Source organism: Streptomyces sp. NPDC060028, assembly GCF_042736725.1.
Taxonomy (GTDB): Bacteria; Actinomycetota; Actinomycetes; order Streptomycetales; family Streptomycetaceae; genus Streptomyces.
In genome coordinates this window covers 92,218-117,094 of the sequence record NZ_JBHWVJ010000011.1, presented here as the reverse complement: position 1 = coordinate 117,094, position 24,877 = coordinate 92,218, and the positions used below count along the sequence as shown (strand labels likewise).

The 24,877-nt window shown below is 72.7% G+C and carries 29 protein-coding genes and 1 pseudogene; 17 read left to right on the top strand and 13 right to left on the bottom strand.

Annotated features, from left to right (window positions below; translation table 11 throughout):
* Positions 1-837 (bottom strand): helix-turn-helix domain-containing protein (locus ACFWBF_RS08890; RefSeq protein ID WP_385597399.1); only part of this gene is annotated, 837 nt, incomplete at its 3' end.
* 277 nt (positions 838-1,114) lie between these two features.
* Between ACFWBF_RS08890 and ACFWBF_RS08885 the strand changes: the two genes are divergently transcribed.
* Entirely contained in the window at positions 1,115-1,672 is a 558-nt protein-coding gene (locus tag ACFWBF_RS08885; protein WP_385597397.1) for a pyridoxamine 5'-phosphate oxidase family protein, read from the top strand.
* 76 nt (positions 1,673-1,748) lie between these two features.
* Here ACFWBF_RS08885 and ACFWBF_RS08880 read toward each other — a convergent pair.
* Both ACFWBF_RS08880 and ACFWBF_RS08875 read right to left on the bottom strand, forming a co-directional pair.
* Positions 1,749-1,991, bottom strand: a pseudogene (locus ACFWBF_RS08880) (SAM-dependent methyltransferase); the annotation flags it as partial.
* A 58-nt stretch (positions 1,992-2,049) separates the two neighbouring features.
* Complete coding sequence (locus tag ACFWBF_RS08875; protein WP_385597393.1) at positions 2,050-2,991, bottom strand: LysR family transcriptional regulator; 942 nt, start codon at positions 2,989-2,991, stop codon at positions 2,050-2,052.
* Between the two features lie 127 nt (positions 2,992-3,118).
* Here ACFWBF_RS08875 and ACFWBF_RS08870 point away from each other — a divergent pair, with 127 nt between their 5' ends.
* A complete protein-coding gene (locus ACFWBF_RS08870; RefSeq protein ID WP_385597391.1) occupies positions 3,119-4,201 on the top strand; it encodes a YncE family protein in 1,083 nt (360 codons plus the stop codon).
* A 53-nt stretch (positions 4,202-4,254) separates the two neighbouring features.
* Here the strand turns inward: ACFWBF_RS08870 and ACFWBF_RS08865 are convergent, their stop codons facing one another.
* Positions 4,255-4,368 (bottom strand): class III lanthipeptide, encoded by a 114-nt coding sequence (locus ACFWBF_RS08865; protein ID WP_385597387.1) that lies wholly within the window; start codon positions 4,366-4,368, stop codon positions 4,255-4,257.
* Between the two features lie 259 nt (positions 4,369-4,627).
* On the opposite strand from ACFWBF_RS08865, the gene ACFWBF_RS08860 reads away from it, so the two are divergent.
* The 3 genes from ACFWBF_RS08860 to ACFWBF_RS08850 all read left to right on the top strand — a co-directional run bounded on the left by ACFWBF_RS08860 (position 4,628) and on the right by ACFWBF_RS08850 (position 5,795).
* Positions 4,628-4,993 (top strand): hypothetical protein, encoded by a 366-nt coding sequence (locus tag ACFWBF_RS08860; RefSeq protein WP_385597385.1) that lies wholly within the window; start codon positions 4,628-4,630, stop codon positions 4,991-4,993.
* 135 nt (positions 4,994-5,128) lie between these two features.
* On the top strand, positions 5,129-5,545 hold the full coding sequence (locus tag ACFWBF_RS08855; protein WP_385597382.1) for an AMP-binding protein: 417 nt from the start codon (positions 5,129-5,131) through the stop codon (positions 5,543-5,545).
* A gap of 25 nt (positions 5,546-5,570) precedes the next feature.
* The gene (locus ACFWBF_RS08850) at positions 5,571-5,795 is read left to right on the top strand and encodes a hypothetical protein (RefSeq protein ID WP_385597380.1); all 225 of its coding nucleotides are present in this window, start codon (positions 5,571-5,573) and stop codon (positions 5,793-5,795) included.
* A 38-nt stretch (positions 5,796-5,833) separates the two neighbouring features.
* Here the strand turns inward: ACFWBF_RS08850 and ACFWBF_RS08845 are convergent, their stop codons facing one another.
* Positions 5,834-7,207: an NAD(P)-binding domain-containing protein gene (locus ACFWBF_RS08845; protein WP_385597377.1), complete on the bottom strand. Its 1,374-nt coding sequence runs from the start codon at positions 7,205-7,207 to the stop codon at positions 5,834-5,836.
* Between the two features lie 112 nt (positions 7,208-7,319).
* On the opposite strand from ACFWBF_RS08845, the gene ACFWBF_RS08840 reads away from it, so the two are divergent.
* Together ACFWBF_RS08840 and ACFWBF_RS08835 are read left to right on the top strand one after the other, a co-directional pair.
* Positions 7,320-7,685, top strand: a complete 366-nt coding sequence (locus ACFWBF_RS08840; RefSeq protein WP_385597374.1) for an ArsR/SmtB family transcription factor — start codon at positions 7,320-7,322, stop codon at positions 7,683-7,685.
* A 59-nt stretch (positions 7,686-7,744) separates the two neighbouring features.
* Positions 7,745-8,176 carry a GNAT family N-acetyltransferase gene (locus ACFWBF_RS08835; protein WP_385597417.1) on the top strand — a complete coding sequence of 144 codons (432 nt, stop codon included), beginning with the start codon at positions 7,745-7,747 and terminating at the stop codon, positions 8,174-8,176.
* Positions 8,177-8,191: 15 nt separating this feature from the next.
* Here ACFWBF_RS08835 and ACFWBF_RS08830 read toward each other — a convergent pair whose 3' ends face one another.
* On the bottom strand, positions 8,192-8,980 hold the full coding sequence (locus tag ACFWBF_RS08830; protein WP_385597372.1) for an aquaporin: 789 nt from the start codon (positions 8,978-8,980) through the stop codon (positions 8,192-8,194).
* A gap of 40 nt (positions 8,981-9,020) precedes the next feature.
* Positions 9,021-9,335 (bottom strand): ArsR/SmtB family transcription factor, encoded by a 315-nt coding sequence (locus tag ACFWBF_RS08825; RefSeq protein ID WP_385597369.1) that lies wholly within the window; start codon positions 9,333-9,335, stop codon positions 9,021-9,023.
* 93 nt (positions 9,336-9,428) lie between these two features.
* On the opposite strand from ACFWBF_RS08825, the gene ACFWBF_RS08820 reads away from it, so the two are divergent.
* Positions 9,429-9,845, top strand: coding sequence for an arsenate reductase ArsC (locus ACFWBF_RS08820; RefSeq protein WP_385597367.1), 417 nt, complete (start codon positions 9,429-9,431; stop codon positions 9,843-9,845).
* Between the two features lie 125 nt (positions 9,846-9,970).
* On the opposite strand, the gene ACFWBF_RS08815 is transcribed toward ACFWBF_RS08820, so the two are convergent.
* Positions 9,971-10,879, bottom strand: coding sequence for an oxidoreductase (locus ACFWBF_RS08815; RefSeq protein WP_385597364.1), 909 nt, complete (start codon positions 10,877-10,879; stop codon positions 9,971-9,973).
* A 69-nt stretch (positions 10,880-10,948) separates the two neighbouring features.
* On the opposite strand from ACFWBF_RS08815, the gene ACFWBF_RS08810 reads away from it, so the two are divergent.
* The 5 genes from ACFWBF_RS08810 (at position 10,949) to ACFWBF_RS08790 (ending at position 15,391) form a co-directional block, all read left to right on the top strand.
* Positions 10,949-11,932: an ArsR family transcriptional regulator gene (locus ACFWBF_RS08810; protein WP_385597361.1), complete on the top strand. Its 984-nt coding sequence runs from the start codon at positions 10,949-10,951 to the stop codon at positions 11,930-11,932.
* Positions 11,933-12,073: 141 nt separating this feature from the next.
* Positions 12,074-13,402 (top strand): ricin-type beta-trefoil lectin domain protein, encoded by a 1,329-nt coding sequence (locus ACFWBF_RS08805; RefSeq protein ID WP_385597358.1) that lies wholly within the window; start codon positions 12,074-12,076, stop codon positions 13,400-13,402.
* 227 nt (positions 13,403-13,629) lie between these two features.
* Positions 13,630-14,040: a hypothetical protein gene (locus tag ACFWBF_RS08800; RefSeq protein WP_385597355.1), complete on the top strand. Its 411-nt coding sequence runs from the start codon at positions 13,630-13,632 to the stop codon at positions 14,038-14,040.
* Between the two features lie 237 nt (positions 14,041-14,277).
* On the top strand, positions 14,278-14,748 hold the full coding sequence (locus ACFWBF_RS08795; RefSeq protein WP_385597353.1) for a lamin tail domain-containing protein: 471 nt from the start codon (positions 14,278-14,280) through the stop codon (positions 14,746-14,748).
* A gap of 280 nt (positions 14,749-15,028) precedes the next feature.
* Positions 15,029-15,391, top strand: a complete 363-nt coding sequence (locus ACFWBF_RS08790; protein WP_385597350.1) for a hypothetical protein — start codon at positions 15,029-15,031, stop codon at positions 15,389-15,391.
* A 100-nt stretch (positions 15,392-15,491) separates the two neighbouring features.
* Here ACFWBF_RS08790 and ACFWBF_RS08785 read toward each other — a convergent pair whose 3' ends face one another.
* Entirely contained in the window at positions 15,492-16,604 is a 1,113-nt protein-coding gene (locus tag ACFWBF_RS08785; protein WP_385597349.1) for a sulfite oxidase, read from the bottom strand.
* 151 nt (positions 16,605-16,755) lie between these two features.
* Between ACFWBF_RS08785 and ACFWBF_RS08780 the strand changes: the two genes are divergently transcribed.
* Both ACFWBF_RS08780 and ACFWBF_RS08775 read left to right on the top strand, forming a co-directional pair.
* Entirely contained in the window at positions 16,756-17,079 is a 324-nt protein-coding gene (locus tag ACFWBF_RS08780; protein WP_385597346.1) for a putative quinol monooxygenase, read from the top strand.
* Between the two features lie 55 nt (positions 17,080-17,134).
* On the top strand, positions 17,135-19,288 hold the full coding sequence (locus ACFWBF_RS08775) for an FUSC family protein (RefSeq protein WP_385597343.1): 2,154 nt from the start codon (positions 17,135-17,137) through the stop codon (positions 19,286-19,288).
* 18 nt (positions 19,289-19,306) lie between these two features.
* On the opposite strand, the gene ACFWBF_RS08770 is transcribed toward ACFWBF_RS08775, so the two are convergent.
* The 3 genes from ACFWBF_RS08770 to ACFWBF_RS08760 form a co-directional block, all read right to left on the bottom strand.
* Positions 19,307-20,044, bottom strand: a complete 738-nt coding sequence (locus ACFWBF_RS08770) for an SOS response-associated peptidase (RefSeq protein ID WP_385597339.1) — start codon at positions 20,042-20,044, stop codon at positions 19,307-19,309.
* Positions 20,045-20,173: 129 nt separating this feature from the next.
* Complete coding sequence (locus ACFWBF_RS08765; protein ID WP_385597336.1) at positions 20,174-21,898, bottom strand: acyl-CoA dehydrogenase family protein; 1,725 nt, start codon at positions 21,896-21,898, stop codon at positions 20,174-20,176.
* A gap of 39 nt (positions 21,899-21,937) precedes the next feature.
* Positions 21,938-22,498 carry a PadR family transcriptional regulator gene (locus ACFWBF_RS08760; protein ID WP_385597333.1) on the bottom strand — a complete coding sequence of 187 codons (561 nt, stop codon included), beginning with the start codon at positions 22,496-22,498 and terminating at the stop codon, positions 21,938-21,940.
* Between the two features lie 189 nt (positions 22,499-22,687).
* Between ACFWBF_RS08760 and nadE the strand changes: the two genes are divergently transcribed.
* Positions 22,688-23,518: an ammonia-dependent NAD(+) synthetase gene (gene nadE, locus ACFWBF_RS08755; protein ID WP_385597330.1), complete on the top strand. Its 831-nt coding sequence runs from the start codon at positions 22,688-22,690 to the stop codon at positions 23,516-23,518.
* A gap of 48 nt (positions 23,519-23,566) precedes the next feature.
* Here the strand turns inward: nadE and ACFWBF_RS08750 are convergent, their stop codons facing one another.
* Complete coding sequence (locus tag ACFWBF_RS08750) at positions 23,567-24,178, bottom strand: nucleoside/nucleotide kinase family protein (RefSeq protein ID WP_385597327.1); 612 nt, start codon at positions 24,176-24,178, stop codon at positions 23,567-23,569.
* A 146-nt stretch (positions 24,179-24,324) separates the two neighbouring features.
* Between ACFWBF_RS08750 and ACFWBF_RS08745 the strand changes: the two genes are divergently transcribed.
* Entirely contained in the window at positions 24,325-24,876 is a 552-nt protein-coding gene (locus ACFWBF_RS08745; RefSeq protein ID WP_385597324.1) for a DUF6817 domain-containing protein, read from the top strand.
* The last annotated feature ends 1 nt before the right edge of the window (position 24,877 follow it).

The following is a 24,877-nucleotide window of genomic DNA, read 5'->3' as shown; positions in this document are numbered from 1 at the left end:
CGCCCCTGACAGGGCGAGGGCACCTTCCGCCACGCGGGCGGCGGCCAGCTGGCCGGGGGTCGTCTCGGCCAGGGCACGGAACTCGCGGTTGAGGTGGGCCTGGTCGTAGAAGCCACAGGCGGCCGCCACTTCGGTGAGATTCGCGCTCTCGCCGGTGAGCAGACTCACGGCCCGATGGAAGCGCAGGACCCGGGCGGACATCTTGGGCGTCAGGCCGATCTGTTCGGTGAACCGGCGGACCAGGTAGCCCTGGCTCCAGCCCACTTCGGCCGCGATCCGGCCGACCGGGATCGCCCCGCCGGCGCGGCACAGCAGTCGCCAGGCGTGGCTCACCTCGGGTGCGGGACGCGGGCCGCGCTCGAGCCGGGCCGCCAACGCGAGGTCCAGCAGGTCGAACCGGGCTCCCCAGTCGCCGGTGGCCGCCAGTTGCTCCACGAGCATCCCGGCCTCGGGGCCGAGGACGTCGCGCAGCTCGACCACCCTGTTGGTCAACTCGCTCATCGGCAGGGCGAACAGCCGGTAGGCGCCCAGTGGGGTCAACTCGAGCCGAATCGCCTCCTGGCCACCAGGGTGGTCACACACCCGGGGCCCGTCCTCCAGACCCGCGACCAGCGAGCCGGTCACCTGGCTGTTCGGGCTCGCGTCCCCCTGCCGACGGCGGATCTGGGCGAACGGCTCCCCCAGACTGATCACGACGACGGCCCGACCCGTGGGAACCAGCCGCACCCGGTAGGGCGAGGCCGCCGCCTCCCAGTAGCCGGCGTAGCTGTGCACGATCGGTCGCAACTGGGCGGGCCACGGCCGGCTCACCCGCCACCGGCCGCCTACCCGGGTCACCTCGACTCCCCGACCGGCCATGCGTGTGCCTGCGACCACCGGCATATCCCTCTCCCTCCCGTGGCAACGGGCGCCCAGCGGCGAGCCGGGCTCCCCTGACAGGTCGGTGCCCCTCGGCCCCCACTTCCGGATCAGGCATCAGCATCCCAGACAGCGCCCCGGAGCGGTCCGTCCAGGGGCGAGCTCCCTGATCGGGCGTACGGAGGGCCGCCCGTGGGCGTGGCGATGACGCCGGGCCGGGCAGCCGGTCACCATGGGGGCAGGAAGGAGATCTGCCATGCCGACGCAGGGACCCGCAAAGCAGCCCACGACCGAACTCGACGCCCGCTACAGCTCCGCCCTCCATCCCCGCCCGGGCGCCGAGGACGTCACCGCCACCGAGTGGGCCGAGGCCCGGCGGCACCTCGAGACCGCCGAGATCTTCTGGGTGTCCACGGTGCGACCCGACGGCCGCCTGCACGTGACTCCCGTGATCGCCGCTTGGCGGGACGGGGTGCTGTACTTCTCCACCGGCAAGGGAGAGCAGAAGGCGAGGAACCTCGCTCACGACGGGCATTGCGCACTGACCACCGGCGGGAACTCGCTCACCGAAGGACTCGACCTCGTGGTCGAGGGCGAGGCGGAGCCGGTTGCCGATCCGGCGCTGCTGGAGGAGGTGATCGCGGCGTACGAGGCGAAGTACGGTGGGCACATCACCTCGCCCGGGGGCACCTTCCACGGCATCGGGGATGCGTTCCGCAAGGGTGACGCGGTGGTGTTCGCGGTGACCCCGACCACGGCGTACGGCTTCGGACGGGACGACGGGGTCTACACCCATACCCGATGGGCATTCTGAGCACGGGGGCCCCAGGCGGGCCATCGGGGCGGGTTACGGGCGGCGGCCCCACTCGGAGATCATCGGGGCGGTGGTCCTGAACGTCCTCCAGGCCGGCCTCCCGCAGCAGCCGGGGCAGGGTCCGTCCGTACGCCAGGTCCGCGCCGCGGGCGGCCATCAAGGTGCGGAAGCCGGAGCGCAACCGGTTGGCGAGCCGCTGTTCGGGACCCGACTCGTCCGGACACAACAGCGGCTGCAACCCGGGGTCGGCGTCTTCCAGGAGCAGCCGGCCGCCGGGCCGCAGCGCCTGGACCATGCGGCGCAGCGCCTCGGGGCGGTCGGCCCGGCCGGCCCGAGGGGTACGGACGCTCCGCCGGCGCCGACCGTCGTCGTCGTGCTCAGCCATGGGGCGATTCCGGCAGAGGGGCAGTCGGGCGCCGCCAGCTCTGCCGGACCTGGTCCCGGAGCCAGATGTGCGCCGGGTCGGCGTCGTTGCGCGGGTGCCACGCCATGCCGAGCACCACGGGCGGCAGTTCCAGCGGTACCTCGAAGGTGGTCAGGCCCAGCGCGTCCAGGTGGTGTGCCGCACCGCCGGCCGGGGCGAGGCAGACCAGGTCCGTTTCCCGGCAGAGCAAGAGCGCGGCGCTCCAGCCCGGGACGACGGCGACCACCCGGCGGCGCAGTCCGAGCTCGGCCAGCCGGTCGTCGATGGGGCCCCGGACCCGGCCCTGCCGGGACAGGCCGATGTGGTCGGCGGCGGCGAACGCCCCGGCGGTGACGGTCTTGCGGCCGGCCAGGGGGTGTCCGGCGCGTACGGCGGCGAGGAGGCGCGTCCGGCCGAGGGACTCGGTCCGGGTTTCCGGGTCGGGGTGGCCGATGACGCCGATCTCCAGGTCGAGCCGGCCCTCGCGCAGGGCGGGTGTGCCTTCCAGGGCCTCCGGCATGAAGCGCAGAGTGACGCCGGGTGCTTGGCCGGCGACGGCGCGCACGAGCCGGGGGGCGAGCCCGGCGAGGACCATCTCGCTCGCCTGGACGGTGAAGTCGCGGGAGAGCCGCGCCGGGTCGGTGACGGGCTCGGGTGCGAGGAGGGCGCGTGCCTGGTGGACGAGGGCGCGGACGCCCGGGCGCAGTTCGACGGCGCGGGGCGTGGGCACGAGCTGCCGTCCGGCGCGTACGAGCACGGGATCGCCGAGGGCCCTGCGGATCCGTCCGAGGGTGCGGCTCATGGCGGGCGCGGACACGTGCAGCCGGGCGGCCGCCCCCGTGACGCTCTCCTCCTCCAGCAGCGCGTCAAGGGCAACCAGCAGATTCAGGTCCAACTGCCTGTCGAGTCCGTCCACGAGCTGTGTCTCCCCTCACGGGCCGGTCCGCTCAACCCCTGTGCGACCAGCGTCTTTTCTCTGTACGCAATCACACCTTGCCATAAGTGCACTGGAGTTAATTCATCCGGCCACCCAGGCTCCAGGCATGACAGAGAACATGCAGGACGTACTCGCCGTGGCGAGCCAGAGCGGCCCCACGATCACTTTCTTCGACGCCCTGGACTTCCGACGGCTGGGAGTGCTGGAGGTTCCGAACGAGCCGCACGAGCTGTGCTTCGACCCGGTGCGGCGGCGGCTCTACGCGACGATCACGTACCGGTCCGGCTACTACCACGCCAACGGTGGCCGGGCCCACGAGCTCGTGGTGATCGATCCGGATCGGCGCCGGATCGTCGACATCGTCGACCTCGCGCCGGAACGCGCGCCGCACGGCATCGCGCTGGACCCGTCGGGCGAGCTCCTGTGGGTGAGCGTCGAGGCGCACGACGCCGAGGAGGGCGCCCTGGTGGCACTCGACGCGGACTCCCTCAAGCCGGTGCGCCGGCTGTCCGTCGCCGCGCCGGGTCCGCACTGGTTCACGCTCACGCCGGACGGGAGCCGTGCGTACAGCGCGAACAAGGAGGCGCCGTTCGTGTCGGTCGTCGACATCGGTTCGGGGGCCATGGCCGGCCGCATCGAGGTGCCGGGCAGCGAGGGCATCGCGGCGTCGCGCGACGGCCGGTTCGTCTATGTGGCCGCCCCCAAGGGGGACTTCGCGGTTGCCGGGCCGGTGCCGGACGCCGGGGTGCGGGTCGTCGACACGGCCACGGGCGCCGTGGTCCGGACGCACCGGACGAACGGGCTCGTCTTCCCCGTCCACGTCACCGCCACGGATCTGGTACTCGCCGGAGAACTGCGCATGCGAGCGGGCCGGGCGGCGCTGGGCGTGCAGGAGCCGGGGCTCCTGCACGTGTACGGGAAGGACGGCGCGGAGCGCGGCTGCGTGGAGGTCGGCGCCTTCCCCCTGACGATCACCTCGTCACCCGACGGCAGGTACGGCTACGTCGCGGCGGTCTCGTCCAGCACGGTGACGGTGGTGGACTTGGAACGGGTGGAGGCGGTGGCGACCCTCCACGTCGACCGCGTAGGAGAGCCGGGAGCGCACGGGCTCGCCTACATCCCTGCGCCTGACGGCTGTGGCTCCGCGCCCACGGGTGCGTCGCAACGCCCTGCGCGCCGGCACGCGTAGCAGCGGGATGCGTCCGGGACCCGGCAGGTCCCGGACGCATCCCGTCACCCCGATCACGGATCCGGGGGCTTGTTACAGCAGTTCCAGGCACTCGACGTCATGCTGGCCACAGCGACGCTGCCGGGCGTACGCCGGGGCTGCAGGTTCTGGAGTTTGAGCACGGCCATACGGTTCACCTCCTCGCAGTGGTCGGGTACGCGGCCCCGCGCGGCCGGGGCCGGGGCGGTCGTACCGGCCGATCGGCTGAGCCGAGTCAACTCCGCCCGTGGCCCTCACACATGCGGGCACGCCCCCCGCAATTCCCGCGCGGGACACCCAGATCAGCGCCGCCTCCGGCACGGCGAATGGTGGTGGTGGCGGGCCCGCGCGCAGCTCCGGCCGCCGGTCGCGCCGTCCGCGCCCCTCACCTGGAGCTACCCTCCGGGGATGGAACGCGCAGAGGTCCTGAAGCGAGTCATCGGCATCCTCACCGAGGCCCAGGAGATCCGCCGGGCGGCCGAGGCCGGCGAGGACGACGACAGCCCCGACACCGAAGCGGGGGTGATCAACCAGTTGCTGAACGAGATGCTGCCGTCGATCAGCGTCCCGGCCGAATCCTCCCCCCAGGAGGTGGCCCGTCTCGTGGCGGAGGCACTCGGCCCCGCTCTCCACACCATGGTCTCCGGCTTCAGCCTTGCCTTCACCAGCCTGGCCATGGCACACGACGCCGGCCGGACGGACATGTCCTCGGTCGAAGTCCTCCAGCAACTCGCCCTCGAAGTCGAGGCAGGGACGTACGGCGAGAACTCCTGAACCGCCGCACCGGCTCTTCGCCCTCGTGTCCGCCCCCTCATAACCTCCGGGGCATGTTCTCATCCCGGAACTGGTCTTGGAGTGGATGAGTGCCGCGCCGCCAGTGCTGTGGCCGGAAAGGTTTGCCGGGTCGCGGTGTCCGGTGCGGCGATCACGTGCGCGCAGGGCCGTACGGTCTCGGCCGGGGAGTTCGCCGACCGGGTCCACGGCGCGGCCGCGGTGCTGGCGGCCCACGGCGTCGCCCGGGCGGCCACCGTCTGCCTCCTCACCGGCAACCGGCCGCAAACCCTCGTCGCCCGCTACGCGGCCAATCTCCTCGGCGCCCGGGTGGTGCACCTCGACCCGGCCATGACGACCGGTACGCAGGCGACGATCGTGCGGAGCACCGGCGCCACCGCCCTGATCGTCGATCCCGCGGCGCGCGCCAGGCCGCGGAGGTGTTCGGCCCCGTACTGCACGGTTGGTACGGGCAGACGGAGACCGGCACCGACCGGTGGAGATCGAGATCCGCGATCCGGCGGGGACGGCCCTGCCGACCGGGGCGACCGGTGAGGTACACGCCCGTACGCCCATGGTCATGTCCGGCTACCGGCTCCGGCCCGACCTGACCGCGCGGGTGCTGCACGGTCGCCCTCTCCGCGGGTTCGTCACCGAGCGGATGGGTTCGCTGTACGCCCCGGCCGTGGTCCATTTGGTCCACCGGCTGCCCCGCGCGGCGGCCGGCAAGCCCGACCGGAACGCCCTGCGCGCGAACCTGGTCAGGCTCCGCGTCGGCACGCGGCTTGCGGGCGGCGGGCGTTGACGGCAGACCTGACGCCCGCCTCCCGCGAGGCCCGCATATCACGCGCCGCAGCCGCCCGAAGTGGGGGCCGGAGCGCCGATGGTGAGGGTGGCCGGGGCCGCGCAGCAGCCGCCACCGGCCGCCTCGGCGGCCTCGGGCTGGTCGAAGAGGCCCGCGCCGCCGCACACTCCGGTCTCGGGAAGGGTGAGTTCGACGCGCTCGGCGGCCTCGCGGTCGCCGGCGAGATGGGCGGCGACGGAGCGGACCTGCTCGTAGCCGGTCATGGCGAGGAAGGTCGGGGCACGGCCGTAGGACTTCATGCCGACGAAGTAGACGTCCTTCTCCGGGTGGGAGAGCTCGCGCACGCCGTGCGGGTAGACGGTGCCGCACGAGTGCTGGTTGGGGTCGATCAGCGGGGCCAGCCCGACGGGGGCCTGGAGGCGCTCGTCCAGGGCGAGGCGAAGCTCGCCCAGGAAGGTGAGGTCGGGGCGCAGGCCGGTGAGGACGATGACCTCGTCGACCGGGTCCAGGCGACGTCCGTCCTCGCCGACGAGGACCAGACGGCCGTCGCCGTCACGCTGGACGGCGTCGGTGCGGAAGCCGGTGACCGCGTCGGCGTACCCGTCGTCGACGGCGGCCTTCGCGGCGAGACCCAGGGCTCCTCGGGCGGGCAACTCGTCGGCCTCACCGCCACCGAAGGTGGAACCGGAGATCCCGCGCCGCAGAATCCAGGTGGCGTGGGTCCCGGCGCCGCCATCGGCCCGGGCCAGGTCGGCGAGGTGGGCCAGGGCGGTGAAGGCGGAGGCTCCGGAGCCGATGACGGCAGTGCGCTTGCCCGCGTACCGGGCGCGGACGGCCGGGTCCTTGAGGTCGGGGATCCGGTAGGAGATCCGGTCGGCGGCCGCACGCTCCCCGAGGGCGGACAGGCCGCTGCCACCGGCCGGGCCCGGGGTGGACCAGGTGCCGGAGGCGTCGATCACGGCCCGGGCGAAGATCCGCTCCTCGGAGCCGTCCGCGCCGGTGAGGTGGACGACGAAGGGCTGGTCCTCGCGGTCGGCGTCGACGATGCGGTCACGGCCGGCACGGGAGACTCCGGTGACGGTGCAGTGGTAACGGACCCGGCCGGCGCCGAGCGCGTCGGCGAGCGGCTGGAGGTAGCGGTCGGCCCAGTCCCCGCCGGACGGGTAGGCGGCGCCCTCGGGCCGGCTCCAGCCGGTCGGCGCGAGGAGCTTCTCGGCGGCCGGGTCGACCACCTCGGACCAGGTGGAGAACAGCCGGACGTGCGACCACTGCCGCACCGCGGTCGCCGCGGCGGGGCCGGCTTCCAGGACCAGGGGTTCGATGTCCCGCTCGACGAGCCGGGCGGCTGCCGCGAGGCCGATGGGCCCGGCGCCGATGACGACGACGGGCAGGGCTTCGGTGGATGCGTTCACGAGGGCTCCCCTATTGATTCGACAGTTGTCGATGTCTTGGGTACCAGCGTGGCACTGGACATCGACATTCGTCAACATAGACATCTGTCGAAGTTGCCGCGATGATGGGGGCATGACGACGAAGGTGCTGCCCCTGTTGGAGCCGCAAGCCGTGACGCCGCCGTGCTGCCCGCCCCTGTCCGAGCGCCCGCTGACCGCCGAGGAGGCCGAGCGGACCGCGGTCATGTTCAAGGCCCTCGGGGACCCGGTACGCCTGCGGCTGTTCTCGCTGGTGGCGTCCCATGAGGGCGGGGAGGCGTGCGTGTGCGACATCTCCGACGTCGGGGTCTCCCAGCCGACGGTCTCCCACCACCTGAAGAAGCTGCGCGAGGCCGGCCTGCTCTCCTCCGAGCGGCGCGGGACCTGGGTGTACTACCGGGTCGAGCCCTCGGTACTGGCGGCCATGGGCCAGCTCCTCGCCCGCACGGCCACCGCGTGATCCTCACCGTCGCGCCGCTGACCGGCACGCACGCGGCCGAGGTCCTGGCGATCTACCGGATGGGCATCGCCGAGGGCAACGCCACCTTCGAGACCACCGCGCCCACCTGGGCCGAGTTCGACGCCGCGAAGCTGCCCGGGCACCGCTTCGCCGCGCTCGACGCCGACGGCAGGGTGCTGGGCTGGATCGCGGCGACCCGGGTCTCCGACCGTTGCGCGTACGCCGGAGTGATCGAGCACTCCGTCTACGTCCACCCCGCCGCCCGCGGCCGCGGGGTCGCCGGGCGGCTCCTGGCCGCGCTGGTGGAGTCGACCGAGGCCGCGGGGATCTGGACGATCCAGTCGGGGATCTTCCCGGAGAACGCGGCCAGCCTCGCCGCGCACGCCCGCGCCGGCTTCCGCGTCATCGGAACCCGCGAGCGCATCGGCCGCCACCGCGGCGCGTGGCGCGACGTCGTACTGCTGGAGCGCCGCAGCCCGGTGGTCGGCTGACGCACCGCCGGCGCACTAGGCGCTCTTGCCGCGCATGAAGATGACCGCCACCAGCGCCAGTCCCACCACCACACCGATGAGCTGTACGCCGATGAAACCGGCCACCGAGGCCGGGGCGATACCGGCGAAGGTGTCGGTGAAGGCGCGGCCTATGGTGACGGCCGGGTTCGCGAAGGAGGTCGAGGAGGTGAACCAGTACGCCGCCCCGATGTAGGAGGCCACGGCGACCGGGGCGAAGCGGAGGCGGTCGGTGCGGGCCAGACCGAAGATCAGCAGAATGAGCCCGGCGGTGGCGACGACCTCGCCGAGCAGGAGGTTGCCGGCAGAACGGTCGTGCTGCGACCACTTCACCAGCGGCTCGCCGAACATCGCGTCCGCGAGGATCGCGCCCGCGATGGCGCCGACGATCTGGGAGGGGACGTACACGGCCAGCTCGCGGGCGTTCACGCCCGCGCCTCCACGGCGGGCGGTCCACCATTCGGCGAGGGTGACGGCCGGGTTGAAGTGGGCGCCGGAGACCGGGCCGAGCAGGGCGATGAGGACGCCGAGGCCGAAGACGGTGGCGGTGGAATTCGCCAGCAGTTGCAACGCGACGTCGTCGGTGAGCTCGGCGGCCTGGATGCCGGAGCCGACCACGATCGCCACCAGCGCGGCGGTCCCGACCAGCTCGGCGGCGGCGCGGGCGATCAGCGGGGTACGGGGCGCTGCGGCGCCGGGCGCGGGCCGCGGGGACACGTCCGCGGCCGGGGCGACGCTCGCGGCGGACTCGGTGGCGGACTCGGTGGCGGACTCGGTGGCGGTCAAGGCAGGTTCTCCTCGGGCAGGTGAGGCAAGGCGCGGAAGCCTAGGGGCAGGACCGCTTGAGGTTCGCGTCGGCGGTGGCGCGGGCGGTCCGGGCGAGGTCGGTGAACCGCCCGGCGAGCGATTCCATGACGTCCGGGCGCAGTCGGTAGTACGTGAACCGTCCGCACGGCTCCGTCTCCACCACCCCCGCCTCGCGCAGCACCTTCAGGTGGTTGGAGAGGTTCGTCTGCCTGGCACCGGTCTCCTCCACGAGGTGGGTGGTGCAGAGCGTCTCCTGGGCGAGGAGGGTCACGATCTCGAGCCTGAGCGGGTCGGCCAGCACCCGGATCAGATCAGTGTCGACTGACGTCATCATCTGCTGATACTTTCACATCAGCAGCCGCTGACACCAGCTTCCGCTGATGCGATGCCGCGCTGCGCTTCCCCACCTGCCTGAGAAGAGGCTCGCATGACCGCCGCCAAGCCGTCCGTGCTGTTCGTCTGCGTCCACAACGCCGGCCGCTCCCAGATGGCCGCCGCGTGGCTCACCCACCTGGCCGGTGACCGCGTCGAGGTCCGTTCCGCCGGGTCCGCTCCGGCCGACGGCGTCAACCCGGCCGCGGTGGAGGCGATGCGCGAGGTCGGCATCGACATGTCCGCCGAGACCCCGAAGATCCTCACCGTGGAGGCCGTCCAGGCGTCCGACGTCTGCATCACCATGGGTTGCGGCGACACCTGCCCCGTCTTCCCCGGCAAGCGCTACCTCGACTGGAAGCTCGAGGACCCCGCCGGCCAGGGCGTCGAGGCCGTCCGTCCCATCCGCGACGAAATCAAGAAGCGCGTCGAGGACCTGATCGCTGAGATCGCACCGCAGTCGGCCGCATGAGCGACCGCGGGTGACGGACGGAAATGTTCCCCGGCGCGCGGCCGAGTGGGTCACCGCGGCCGAGTGGCCGACCTGGGCATCGGCGCGGCACACGACGGTCCGACTCCGACCGTCGAACGGGGATGTCAGGCTGCGCGTTGGTGGAGGGCGTCCAGAGCAGCCAGTTCCTCGCCGGAGAGGCGCAGTGCGCCCGAGGCCACGTTGGCGGCGAGGTGTTGCGGGTTTCCGGTGCCGGGGATGGCCAGCACATGCGGTCCGCGGTGCAGCGTCCAGGCCAGGCGGACCTGCGCGGCGCTCACTGCGTGCGCCCGCGCGACGGTGAGCAGTTCGTCGTCCTCGGCGCCCGTCGCGCCTGCCTGGCGCCCCGTGCCGGCGATCGAATAGAACGGCACGAACGCGATGCCCTGCTCCCCGCAGTCGCGCAGGAACGCGTCCTGCTCGGGCCGCACGCCGATCCCGTACATGTTCTGCACGCAGACCACCGGCGCGATGGCCCGGGCCTCGGCGAGGTGATGAGGGCTGATGTTGGAGAGGCCCAGGTGGCGGATGAGCCCGGCCTGGCGCAGCTCGGCCAGTGCGCCGAAGCGTTCGGCGATCGAGTCCGTGCCCACGACACGCAGGTTCACCACGTCGAGGTGGTCGCGGCCGAGCTGGCGCAGGTTCTCCTCGACCTGGCCGCGCAATTGCTCGCGGGTGGCGTGGGGCAGCCACTGGCCCGAGGGGTCTCGGCCCGGTCCGACCTTGGTGGCGATGACGAGGTCGTTCGGGTAGGGGGCCAGCGCCCTGCTGATCAGTTCGTTGGCGGAGCGCAGGGGCGAGAAGTAGAACGCGGCGGTGTCAATGTGGTTCACGCCGAGCTCGACCGCGCGGCGCAGCACGCCGACCGCCTCGTCCCGGTCGCGCGGTGTGGCGTCCGGGATCAGCGCCTCGCCGGTCTGCGGCAGGCGCATCGTGCCGAAACCGATCCGGTTGACGGTCAGGTCGCCGAGTGTCCACGTGCCGGAGGTGGCCGCGGTGATCGTCTGTGAGGTCATGCCAGGGATGGTCTCCGCACAGTATGGTGACCGCCACTGATTCAGACATATGTGAATCCGGGGGTCGGTGTGTTGGCGGAGCTGGTGTTCTCGACGAGCGATCTGGCGCAAGTGCGGTTCGCCGTTTCGCCGATGTGGGAGGTCGGGCCCAGCCTGCGGCTCTTGCGCTCGGGATGTACGCATCCCGTTCACCGGCCCTGGATCGAGCAGGTGAGGCCCAGGCTGGCTGCCGCGGGGCTCGACCGAGGGGGGCTGGCCGAGCTGGTCCCGCCCGCGGGGTATGTCCCCGACTTCCTCAACCCCGCGCCCGCCTCGCCGGCTCCCGCACTGGCGCAGGAGCTGGCCAGGATCCTGGCGACGCCCGCTGCCCAGGTACGACGGGACCTCGACCGTCTCGGGGACGAGCAGGGCGGTCTCGGCCCTCGGTCGCGGGCCCTGTACGCCGAGCCGCGGACTCGTCTGGCCCGGGTCGTGGAGGAGATCGAGAGCTACTGGCAGCTGGCGCTCGCCCCTTACTGGGCGCGGGTCCGGGGCGTCCTCGACGCCGATGTCTTCCACAGGGCCCGCAAGTTCGCCGAGCAGGGCCCCGCGTGTCTCTTCAACGATCTTCACCCCTCGGTGAGTTGGGCCGACGACGCGCTCCGGCTGGACCGCCGCCAGCGTGATCTGTCCCGGGAGACCGCCGGTACGGGGCTGGTGCTGATCCCTTCGGCCTTCACCGGCCCGGTTCCGTTCACCCGGGTGACGCCGCCGGAACCCCCGCAGCTGGCCTATCCGGCGCGCGGCGTGGGCTCGCTGTGGGAACCCCGCCCGGCCACCACCCGAACCGACGCGCTCGCCGCGGTCCTGGGCCGCTCGCGGACCCGGCTGCTGGCCGAGCTGGAGACTCCCGCCTCCACCACCGATCTGGCCCGTCGCACCGGGCTCTCACGGGCGGGGGTGTCCCAGTACCTCACCGCGCTCCGCGATGCGGGCCTGGTCAGCGCGCACCGGGCGGGCCGCTCGGTGTTGTACGCACGCACCGCGACGGCTGAATCCCTGCTTGCTCCGTGAGCCCCGATCCGCCCGCATAACTCGCCTTCCTACGAGGCGCTTTGGCCCCTTGACATATCATCCACTCGATTCCCGCTCCCCCGCGCAACCGCGGGACCGGCGGGAAGTGAAACATGATGAGAGGGCGATGAACACTTGCGATTGACAGGCAAGCACCGGATATCCATCGCTGCCGCGGCGGCCGTGGCGGCCATCGTGGGAAGTCTGCAACTGTCGGCGACCGCGTTCGGCACCGAGGACACCGGGAACAGCACGACGGAGACCACGAGCTCCCGGACGGCGCCGCCGACCGGAGAGGCACCCGGCTCCCACCTTGAGGATTCCGCCACCTACGGCAGCGACGGCACCACCTTCAAGGGCGGTGTCATGTCGCTCGGCACGCAGGCCCCCCAGCCGGAGGGCAGGTCGGCCGCGGCCGCCGCGCCCGCACCGCCCCAGGGCGAGGGGTGGAAGCTGAGCGGTTCCACCAAGTGGCTGCAGACCGGCTACACGATCAAGTTCTACGACCAGAAGTCCGCGGACTGGCTGGCTCCGTACGTGCAGGCCACCGCCGCGGACCTGCGGCGCATCACCAACCTGCCGGTCACCGTCGACACGAAGCCGGTCGGCTGGGACTACACCCGGCTCAAGGGCGAGGTGATCGTCGGCATCCTGCACCATCCGTGCGTTCCGCCGACCGACGGCGGCAGCATGGGCAGCACCGGCTGGAAGGTGGTCCGCGACGGGTCGGGCACCGCGCACCTCAGCTGCGGCTTCACCGTCTCGTCCGTGCCCGAAACCGTGACCAGCGGGCACGCGTACATCGACGACGAGTTCTTCACCTCGGCCGGCAAGCCCACCGCCGCCACGGGCGAGGCGTACATGCGCAACCACGTCAGCCACGAGATCGGGCACACGCTGGGCCTGGCGCACGCCAACCGCAGCCTGAACAAGAGCGATTGCGTCAAGGGCACCGACTCCGGAGAATTCCCGGTGATGTGCTCGCCCACGTACGCCTATGCGGACAAGCGGGCGGGCACCTACGTCCAGCAGTTCGACGTGCAGGGCCTGCGCCGCCTCGCCGCCGGCGGCGGCGCCACGCTGTCCCCACAGGGCAAGGTGAGCGGGATCGGCTCCAAGTGCCTGGACGTGAAGGGCGGAAAGGCGGCCAACAGCACGCAGATCCAGCTCTACACCTGCAACGGCTCCGCGGCGCAGTCGTGGATCCTGGGCAAGGACGGTACGGTCCGTGCGCTCGGCAAGTGCCTGGACGACGCGCACAACGCGAGCACGAACGGCAACAAGATCAGCCTCTACGACTGCAACGGCAGCGCGGCGCAGCGCTGGTCCGTCAACGCCAAGGGCCAGATCGTCCACGTGGCGTCGGGCAAGGTCCTCGACGCGACCGGCGGCGCGACCGCCAACGGCACCGTGGTGCAGCTCTACACGGCGAACACCAACAAGCGCCAGGTCTGGGTCACGCCCAAGTAGCCCTTCCCACCCGGCTGTACGGGACCCGGGGGCTCTCTCATCGAGTCACGGCGGTGGCCGTCGTACTGCGGACCGGGCGGCCCGCACGGCCGGGCCGTCCGCTGCCGCCGCCCGCACCCCCGGCGGCGGTCGCGCAGCGGCACCCGGCCGGGTACGGACTACGCGATCCCCGGGAGACTGGGGGCTGAGCATTCCCTCCGTACCTTCAGCCGAGCATTGGGGACGACATGCACAGCAGGATCACGGCAGGCCTCGCGGCCATGGGCCTGGCCATCGGCGCGCTCCTCGCCCTGCCCGGGCCGGCGTCCGCGGCCAGCCCTTCGTACGACGTCACTTTCGGCGCGACCTACACAAGGGGCGATCTGCACTGGTTCAACCGGTCGGCGTCGGTGGTCGGGGTCCAACGGTCCGTCAGTACGAGCCCCGGCGGTTGTCGCAAGACCCTCGCGCGGACGTACACCCCTGACCTGATCACCACCCTCGACACCCGGACCACTACTCCCGTGTGCGGCGGCTCGGCAAACATCACCATCCCCCTCAAGGCGGACGTACCCGGCGGAGCGGGATGGATCGAGATCTGCCTCCTGGACGAGCTGGGGCGGGTCGTCAGCGGGAAGTGCCGCTTCTACAAGCGCTGACCGCGCGTCCCCGGCCCGGGAGGGCTTCGCAGTTTCACGGCTTCACGGCTTCACGACTTCACGGTTAATTGGATGATATTGCCCGAATGTACAGATTCGGTAATATCGAGTGTTATGCCGGTCGAACGGTCTCCACTCGGTCCAGAGTGTGGCCTCTCGGCAGCAAGCCGGGAACTGCAGCCGCCCGACGAGGCCCTGACCAGGTCCTGACGGGCATGTCCATGAGGTGACATCTCCATGTCTGCTTCTCGCAACACCCGCCGCATCGTCGCCGCAGTCGCGGCCTCCGTCGCCCTCGTCGGCGCGGCCGCCCTGCCGGCCGCCGCCGACGGCCACCACCGCGACGGGAACTCGCGGCGCTCCTCCATCGTGATCGGCAAGGTCCAGTACGACAGTCCTGGCCGCGACGACCGCTCCAACCGCAGCCTGAACGCCGAGTGGGTCGAGGTGAAGAACACCGGCCGCAAGGCCGTCAACCTGCGCGGGTTCACCCTCACCGACAAGCAGGGCAACCGCTACCGCTTCGAGGGTCTGCGCCTCGACGGCCGCTCGAGCGTGAAGGTCCACACCGGCAAGGGCCGGGACAGCAGCCACGACGTCTACCAGGACCGCCGCAACTACGTCTGGGACAGCCGTGACACGGCCACCCTGCGCAGCGACCGCGGACACGTGATCGACACCCGCTCCTGGGGCAAGCGCGGCCGCTGATCCGCGGCAGTGCACAGCGAGTCCCCCGAGACATCACCGTCTCGGGGGGCTTCGGCTTGCTGCTGCCCGACCACCGTCCCGGCCACGCGCGCCCAGCCGTACGGGGCGATCGGCCAGGCCGGGGCGCGGTCGCACAGCCGATCCCGGACGGACTCCGCGGGGGCCCTCCGAGCGGTTTCCGCGGCCCCGGATCGTCACCACCGGGGTTCCGGGCGCGCCTGCTGTGAACCGCCGGCCGGAGGGCGGGTTTACCGCCGCCGGGGCCGGACACACGCGCAGCATGACTGAATCCCGTAGCAGCGCGAACTCCGAGACGTCGACCGCCAACTCCCGGGAGCGGAGCCCCTCTTCGGGGCGTGCGACCGGCACCGAAAGCACCGGCCACCTCACGTCGGTGGCCGCGCCCGCGGCCGAGCGGACCAAGGCCGCCGCGAACTCCGCACGGAAGTCCCTGGGCTCCGCCACCCGCCAGACGCTCGGCAAGGCGACCGCGGCGTGGACGGTGGTCAAGGCCCGCAAGGCCACCGCCCTCGGCGCCGGCGCCGCCACGGTCGCCGTGACGGCGGGTTCGTACGCGGTGGGCCGGCGCGCCGGACTGCGCCGCCGCGGCCCCCTCTCCAGGCTCACCGGTGGCCGTCTCTGAAACGCGCCGCAGGAAGACGCCTTGAACGGGGTTCAGCTGCCGCACGTGCCGAGGCAGCTGCCGCCCCGCGACGCCGCCGCCGTCCGCGCCGCGTCCGCGCTCAGCAGCACAGCACGGGGACGTGGTGCACGAGGTTGTTGGCGAAGCCGCCGCGGTTCCAGGGTTGTTCGAGTGGCTGGGTGTGCCCTTCGGTATCCGTGGCGCGGGTGATGAGGGTGTGGCTGCCCGGCGTGGCCGTCCAGGCGCAGTGCCATGCCTGCCAAGCCCACGCGCCACGTGCCCGCGGCGCCACCTCGGCTTCCGTCCAGGTGCGGCCCCCGTCGCCGCTCACCTGGACCCGCGCGATCGGCCCGTACCCCGACCAGGCGCGCCCCTCCAGCGGTACGGGCCCCGGGCGCACGACGCGGACGCGCGACATGAAGTCGGGGAAGCCCGGCGGGACCATCAGGGCGCGCGGTGCGATCCGGCCGACCGGTTCGCCCGGCTCGTCGGGCGCCTGCCGGTAGCGGTAGGCGACGGCCTGCTGGAAGCCGGTGAACGGGGCGTCGACCAGGGTGATGTCCCGCAGCCACTTCACATGCGCCATGCCGTACCAGCCGGGGACCACCAGGCGCAGCGGATACCCGTGCTGCGGAGGCAGGGGCAGGCCGTTCATCGCGTACGCGATCAGCACATCCGGGTCCTCGCCGGTGGCGACCGGCAGGGGCAGGCTGCGCTGGTAGTCCTGCTCGATCCCGCGTTCCACTCCGTGGTCGGCGCCGGTGAAGACGGCTTCGACGGCGTCCGGGCGCACCCCGGCCTCGGCGAGGACGGTCCGCAGCGCAACGCCCGTCCAGTCGGCGGTGCCCACGGCCTCCACCAGCCACGGCTGGCTCACGGGCCGCGGCGACAGCCGCGCCCGGCCGTTGCCCGCGCACTCCATGGTGACCCGGTGCGTGACGGCGGGCAGCGCGCGAAGGGCGGCCATGTCCATGGTCAGTGGGTCACGGACCCGGCCGCCGACGGTGAGCTGCCAGGTGGCCTCGTCCGCGGCGGGGATGTCGTAGTGGACCAGGACGTAGTGCAGTCCGGCCGGGGTGACCTCGTAGCGCAGGGCCTCCAGGGGCAGCCCGTGGTTGCGGGCCGCGAGGGCCAGCTCGTCCAGGCCGATCCCCTCCCCGACGGACGCAAGACGCCCGGGAGTGCTGACATCGCCCAGTGACGCCGGCTCCATCTCCTCATGGTCGCGCGCGCCACCGGCGTCGGCACGTCGATGCCCGGGGGGCGAGCGCCCACCGGTGGCCGCCGCGGGCTCCTACCCTGTTACGCCTGCGGCGCCCACGAGTCCTGCCGGCGAGACCGTCTGACGAACCTACAATGCTCGAATGATCTTCATTGTGGTGAAATTCGCAGTCAAGCCCGCCTACGTGGAGCAGTGGCCGGAGAAGGTCGCGGAGTTCACCCGCGCCACCCGGGCCGAGTCCGGAAACCTGTGGTTCGAGTGGTCCCGCAGCCTGGAGGAGCCGAACACCTACGTCCTGGTCGAGGCGTTCCAGGACGACGCGGCCGAAGCACACGTCACCTCGGAGCACTTCCGCACCGCCCTGGAGACGATGCGTCCCCTCGTCACCCGTACCCCCGAGATCGTCAGCACCACCATCGAGGGCGCCACCGGCTGGAGCCGGATGGGCGAGCTGCAGGTCGACTGAACTCTGCCGCCATGCCGGGCGGGCGGTGCGGACGGCGCGGGGTGATGCTGGGGGCATGGGTGGCGTTCCCGGGGTCCGGCTGCCCGCCGCCTACAGGGCGGCGGCCCGCCTGTCGGTGCGGGTCACGGTGGCCGCCGGCGCCGGGTTCTACCTGTTCCTGTACGGCTTCGGCTCGTCCGTCGCCGCGACCTACGCACTGTTCGCCGCGGTGGCGCTCGCGGGCCTGTCGCACATCCCCGGTACCGGCCGGCAGCGCGCCGCGGTGGTGCTCGGGCTGCTGCCCGTCTGCTGGGTGCTGATCACCATCGGCACCTACCTGTCCGTGCGGACCTGGAGCGCGGCCGTCGGGATGCTGGTGATCGGCTTCGCGCTGGCCTTCGCCGCCGTGGGCGGCCCGCGCCCGGCGGGGGCGGCGCCGGGGCTGCAGCTGATGTACATCCTGCCGTCCTTCCCGCCCTACGATCCCGGTTCGCTCGGCCAGCGGCTGGCGGGCGCGACCGTGGGCATCGCGCTCCTCGTCCTCGCGGAGACGTTCCTGCTGCCCGATCCGCCGACCGTCCCGTACCGGGAGCTGGCCGCCCGGGCCGCCGACAGCGCGCGGCGGTGCGCCGACGAGCTGACCGGGCCGCCGTACACGCTGTCCGAGGAGGCGGCGCGGGAGGCGCGGGAGGCGAGCACCGGGCTGCGGTCCTCGCAGGTACCGGAGGCCGAACGGCCGGCCGGGCCGAGCCTACGGGACCGGGCCCTGGCCCACACCGGCCTCGCCACCCGCACCCTGCTGGCCAGGCTGACGGCGCCCCGGGGGCTCCTCCACGGCGCGCATCCGGCCGGGACCGGGCTCGACGCCCTGCGGGCGGTACGGGACGTGGCGCGGGAAACGTCCGACCGCCTGCGCGGCCGGGCGCCCGCCGGGGACGCGCACGCCGAGCTGCTGCGGGCCCGGGCGGCCCTCGCCGCGGGTCCGGAACCGGACGCCTCTCCGGCCGTGCTGCGCCGCCACGCGGCGGTGCTGGAGGCCGCCGACGCAGCGCTGGCCATGTCCACGGCGGCCGGGATCGTCGTACGGGGCCGCGCGGGCGCGGCGCAGGCGGCCCCGGGCCGGTTCTGGTACGCGCACAAGCGTGCGCCGGAGCTGTGGTGGTGGCGGCTGGCGGGGCACGCGGGCAGTCGCTCGGTGTTCTTCCAGAACGCGGTGCGCATCAGCCTGGCGCTGACGGCGGCCCGCCTGATCGCGGGGGTGGACACGCTGCCGCACGGCTTCTGGGTGCTGCTGGCCACCTTGACCCTGACCCGGACGACGGTACGGGAGACCCGGACGACCGTACGGATGGCGCTGACCGGGACCCTGGTCGGCGCCCTGGTCGCGGCCGCACTGCTGGCGCTGGCCGGGACGGACGTCGCGGTGTACGCGGCGGCGCTGGTGCCGCTGATGCTTCTCGCGTTCACGCTGGGGCCGGTCAAGGGGGTGGGCTGGGCGCAGGCCATGTTCACGCTGGTGGTCGCCCTGGCCTTCGCCCAGCTGGCGCCCGCGACGTGGCAGCTCGCCGAGTTCCGGCTGCTGGACGTGCTCACCGGCAGTGCGATCGGCGCCGTCTTCGGGCTGCTCGCCTGGCCCCGGGGCGCGCAGGACGAGCTGCGGAGGTCGGTGGCGGTGCTGCTGCGCGGCGCTGCCGAGAACGTGGTGGCCACGACTGCCGAGCTCGCCGCGGGCGGGGTGCGGGAGCCGGTGGTGACCGGGCCGGGGCACCGGTCGCTCCTCCACTCGCTGGTCATGGCGGAGGCGGCGTACGCGCAGTACCAGAGCGAGCCGAAGGGACTGGCCGAGCCGTCCGCCCGGCCCGGGCAGGACTGGCAGGCGACGCTGATGGCCGGCCACCACACGCTGTGGGGATCGGAACGGCTGCTGGTGCCGCCCGAGCCGGTCGTCGTACCGCCCCTGGAGCGGGAGCCCACGGCGGCGGTGACGCGGCTCGGGGACCGGGTGGCCGGGCGGATGCTGCTGGTGTCGGCGCGCCTCGACCCGGGCGGCGACACCCCGGGGGTGCCGGCGCCGCTGCGGGACCCGGACTTCGACGGCTTCGCGGCGGAGCCGCCGGGCGCGCCGCGGCTGTACTACGCGGCCGCGTCGTGGCTGGACTCGCTGATGACGGACCTGGAGCGCATCACCGGGGAGTCCGTGGGCCCCCCGGGGTCCGGCGGCGGGCGGTGAACCGCGGGCACGCCCGCCTCAGGCGGTCGCGGGTCCGTCGAGGAGGTGGGGGCCGTTGTTGCGGACGCTGTTGACCGCGGTCGAGACGGCGCTCACCGCGAGACGGCCTCCGGCCGGGGTGTGCAGGAGGGCGCGCAGGTCCGCCGTGTCCTGGTGGGCGGGGTCGAGCCAGGTCTCGTAGTCCGCCGGGTCGAGGGCAAGCGGCATGCGGGGGTGGACGCGCCCGGCCGCGTCGGTGGCCTCGGTGGTGATGATCGTGGCCGTGGTCAGCCAGGCCGACGGGTCGTCGTCGTCCTGGACGGCCGGGTCGCGCCAGAACTCGTACAGCCCGGCCATGGCCATCACCCCCGCGTCCTCGGGGCGGATGAAGTACGGCTGCTTGTAGGCCTTCGCCGAGCCCGTGGCGGGCACGGCGACCCATTCGTAGAAGCCGTCCGCGGGCAGCAGGCACCGCCGCCGGGTGAACGCGCGCCGGAACGCCGGCTTCTCGTGCACGGTCTCCACCCTCGCGTTGATCATCCGCGAGCCCACCGCCGGGTCCTTCGCCCACGACGGCACGAGCCCCCACCGCACGGGCCGCAGCCGGCGGGCCACCTCCCCGGTGTCGCGGTCGGCGCGCTCCAGGACCGCCCACACGTCATCGGTCGGGGCCACGTTCCACGACGGCCCGAGTTCCCCGGCGCGAGGGTCCCGCTCGGCGCCGAAGAGGCCCGCGAGGTCCTCCGGGGCCCGGGAAGAGGCGTATCGACCGCACATACCCCCACTGTGCCACCCCCGCCGGCGAGAACGGGCCGACGCCCCGGGCCGCGTCGCGCCCTTTCGCGTACGCCGCGCCGGCCGGGGCCGTGCCCTGCGGCACGGTCCCGGCCGGGTGACCGGCAGCGGTCAGGGAGCCATCTCGTACGCCCCGGCCAGGGCCTCCACGCGCGCCCAGACGCGTGCCGCGCGGTCGGCGTCGACGGCCGGGCGGCGGACCGCGCCCAGTGCCCAGTTCTGCTGGTCCGCGGTGGCGGAGTCCTTGCCGTGGAGCTCGACCGCGTGAGCGGAGAAGTCCCGTACGAGGACCCCGAACAGCTCGTCGAGCACGTCTTCGTCCAGGCCGGTCAGACGGGCCTGCTCCAGGATCAGCTGGCCGTGCACGACCAGGGCGAAGAGCTGGCCGACCGCCAGGAGGAGATCGAGGTCGCGACTCTGCGCTTCGTCGGGTGCGGCGGTCAGGACGAACTCGCACAGGGCGTCGGCCTGTTCGCGGAACCGGCTCACATTGGGCACGGCGGCGTACGCGTCGTAGGCGGTGCGCCAGTCGTGGAAGCGTACGGATCCCAGGCCGCGGGCCGGTCCCTGCTGGAAGAGGAACGCGTCGTCGGCGGCTTCGAGGCGGGTCGGTACGGGTGCGTAATCGGCGGGGTCCAGCAGGTGGTTGCGCAGGAACTTGAGGATGAGCGCGAGGTTGACGTGGACGGTGCCCTCGAGCTTCGGCAGGCCGCGGATCTCGACGGCCGCCTGGGCGAAGTAGGTGTCCTTCTCGAAGCCCTTGGCCGCGATGACGTCCCACATCAGGTCGATGACCTTCTCGCCCTCCGTGGTCACCTTCATCTTGGTCATCGGGTTGAAGAGGAGGTAGCGACGGTCGTCGGGGCCGGCCGAGCGGAAGTAGTCGACCGCGCGGTCACTGAACAGCTTCATCCCGACGAGGCGGACGTACGCGTCGGTCAGCTCCCGGCGCACGTGCGGGAAGGCGGTGACGGGGCGGCCGTAGAGGATGCGGCCCTGGGCGTGGGTCACGGCCTCGTACATGGCGTGCTCGCAGATGCCGATCGACGCGGTGCAGAGGTTGAACTTGCCCACGTTGACGGTGTTGAGGGCGGCGTCGAAGGCGGCGCGGCCGGTGTGCAGGACGTCTTGCGCACTCACCGGGTAGTCGTCGAGGCGGAACTCGCTGACGTACTTGGAGGAGTCGACGACGTTCTTCACGAGGTGGTACGCGGGGTGGCGGCTGTCGGCGGCGAAGAAGACGTAGCCGTCGGGGCCTTCGACGTCCGTGCGGCGGCCGAAGACGGAGACGAGGCCGGCGGCGTTGCCGTTGCCGATGTAGTACTTCGAGCCGCTGGCCCGGAAGCCACCGTGGCCGTCGGGCTCCAGCAGCATGTCGGTGGAGTAGATGTCCGCGCCGTGGGTCTTCTCGGACAGGCCGAAGGCGAACACCTCGCCCTCGGAGAGGAGTTCCGCGGCGCGGGCGCGGGCGGCGGCGTTGTCGCTCTGCCAGACCGGGCCGAGGCCGAGGATGGTGACCTGCCACGCGTACCAGTAGTCGAGGCCGTAGAAACCGAAGATCTCGTTGAGGGCGGCGATGCGCGCGGTGTCCCAGCGCTTGTCGGGCTCGTCCTGTCCGGCGGCGGGGGCCGGGGTCAGGAAGGTCGCGAAGAGCCCTTCCTTGGCGGAGAACGCGAGGAAGTCCCCCAGCCAGGCACGGGAGCGGTAGTCCTCGATCAGCCGGCGCTTGCCGCGCTCCTCGAACCAGTCGACGGTGGCGCGCAGCAGCCTGCGGGTCTCGGGGTCGAAGTGTGCCGGGTCGTAGGTGCGCGGGTTGAACAGCAGCGGGTCGCTCATGGAGGTTCGCCTTTCGGTCGGGAGGGTGAGGATGAGGGGTCAGGGCGCGGCGAGGCCGTGGAGCGTGGCGAGTACGTCCTCCAGCCAGGCCAGCTGCATCCGCTCGTAGGCGATGCCACCGCGGAGCACGACGTGCTGGAGCTCCCGCCCGGGGTCGCGGTCGCGGGCCGCCGGAGCCTGCGGGCCGGTGAAGTCCCGCAGTTCCCCGGCGAGATAGTGCGTGAGGCGGTCGCTGTGCACGCGGTGGTGCCGCTCGACCTCACGGATCAGCGCGGCCGGGTCGTCGAAGGCCGCTCCGCGGATCTTGACGGCGAGCTCGTGGCGGACGCTGTCGGGCTGGATCGGCTCGTGGAGCCAGGCGGAGAGGGCCGCCCGGCCGGCCGCGGCGACGGAGTACTCCTTCTTGTCCGGCCTCGCCCGCTGCGGCACTTCGCGGACGTCGAGCCAGCCGTCGCCCTCCATGCGCCCCAGCACGCGGTAGATCTGCTGGTGGGTCGCGGTCCAGAAGTAGCCGATGGACCGTTCGAACCGGCGGGCCAGCTCGTAGCCGGAGCCCGGCTTTTCCAGCAGGGAGACGAGGATCGCGTGGTCGAGCGCCATACCCCGATCCTTCTATGCAACTCGTTGCATAGACAAGCGCCACCGCCCCGGTGAGACGCGGCTCACCCGGCACGCGGAGCGCCGGACGGGCGGTGGGGTCCCGGCGAGCCGATGGTCCGGCCGCCTCGGTTAGGGTCGGCGGGACAGCGCACCACGAAGCGACGCACCCAACGACCACGAGGAGCAGCCGTGAGCCAGCCGGCGTCCACCGCCCTGCAGCAGGAGATCGCCCGGGACCTCCTGGTGGCCGAGACCTTCGACGCACAGCGGGAGATCGAGCGCCGCGTGGCGTTCCTGGCCGAGCGGCTCACCTCCACCGGCCTGCGCTCCCTGGTGCTCGGAATCAGCGGGGGCGTGGACTCCACCACCGCCGGAAGGCTCTGCCAGCTCGCCGTGGAGCGGGCCCGCGCGGCCGGTCACGACGCGACGTTCTACGCCATGCGGCTGCCCTACGGGGTCCAGGCCGACGAGAAGGACGCCCAGCTCGCCCTCGGCTTCATCAACGCCGACCGGGTGCTGACCGTGGACGTCAGGCCCGCGAGCGACGCCGCGCTGGCGGCCGCCGTGGCCGGTGGCACCGAGTTCCGGGACGACCACCACCAGGACTTCGTGCAGGGCAACATCAAGGCCCGGCAGCGCATGATCGCCCAGTACGCGGTGGCCGGCGCGCAGGACGGCCTGGTCGTCGGCACCGATCACGCCGCCGAGGCGGTTTCCGGATTCTTCACCAAGTTCGGCGACGGGGCGGCCGACGTGGTCCCGCTGACCGGCCTGACCAAGCGCCGGGTGCGGGCGTGCGCGGACGCCCTGGGCGCCCCCGCCGAGCTGGTCTGGAAGACCCCCACGGCGGACCTGGAGACCCTGGACCCGGGCAAGGCCGACGAGGACGCGCTCGGTGTCACGTACGACGAGATCGACGACTTCCTGGAGGGCAAGCCGGTCGGTGAGCGGGCGTTCGACACGATCGTCCGGCGCTACCGCCTCACGGAGCACAAGCGGCAGCTGCCGATCGCGCCGTAGCGGACGGAACCCGTCCGATCCCTGTCCGGATCCCCGTCCGGATCCCCGTCACTCCACCACCAGGTCGGCGCGAGTGCGGCCCGGGGCGATGAGCCGGGCGTTCGCCTCGTCCGACCGGCTCACCCACCGGGCGGCGGACGCCTCCTCCTTGCCGTGGCGGACGTGGCGGTCGATCAGCCTGCGTACGCGGAGCGTGTCGTCGGGTGCGAGGAACCAGGCCTCGTCCAGCAGCGGCCGCACCGCGGCCCACTCCCCCGCCTCGTACAGCAGGTAGTTGCCCTCGGTGATCACCAGGGGTACGCCGGGATCCACCGGGATGCTTCCGGCGACCGGCTCCTCCAGCGAGCGGTCGAAGGCGGGCGCGTACACCACCCCGTCGGCCGGCGCCCGCAGCCGACGCAGCAGGGCCGCGTACCCGGCGGCGTCGAAGGTGTCCGGCGCCCCCTTGCGGTCGGCGCGTCCCAGTCGTACGAGTTCCGCCTGGGCGAGGTGGAAGCCGTCCATCGGCACGACGGCCGCCAGCCCGGGGCCGAGGGCGCGGGCGAGGTCTTCGGCCAGCGTCGACTTACCGGCCCCGGGCGGCCCCGCGATCCCGAGGATCCGCCGGCTGCCCGGGACCGCCAACGCCCGGGCCCGCCGTTCCAGTTCTGCGCGTTCCATAACCCCCATCCTGCCCGGGGCCCGGCCGGCAGGTCGACCGCCGTCGGCAGTGGACGGCACGGTCACAGCCGTGTTCCGGTGGTGTGCCGCAGCTGACAGCCACAGAGGCCCGCGCACCCGGGCCCGATCCGGGAAGGAACCACCCGATGCCACTTCCGGCCGACCGCGTCCTCGCAGCCCAGAACCTCCTGGAGGAACTCGGCGTCGCGACCGAAGAACACCCCGGAGGCACTCTCGGCGCACACCTGCGCCGGGTGCGGCAGCAGCTCGAACGCTGGAACGCCCGCCCCGCCCTCCAGCTCGCGGGACTGTGCCACGCCTTCTACGGGACCGACGGCTTCGCCCTTGCGCCGATGCCGCTCGCGCACCGGTCCAGGCTGGTGGAAGCGATCGGCGCGGAGGCCGAATCGATCGTCTACTTCTACGCGAGCTGCGACCGCCGCGCGTCCTACCCCACGCTCGCCGACACCTCCGGCGCGGATTTCCGCGACCGGTTCACGGGCCGCCGCTTCACCCCGGCCCTCCGGGAGCGCACGGACTTCGCGGAGCTGACCGCCGCCAACGAGCTGGACATCGCCCGTATCGACGCCGGCTTCCGCGAGGCATGGGGAGCGGGCCTCCTCGCACTGTTCACCCGGCTGCGGCCCCTGCTGAGCCCGCAGGCGTGGCAGGACTGCACGACCGTGCTCGGGGACTAGG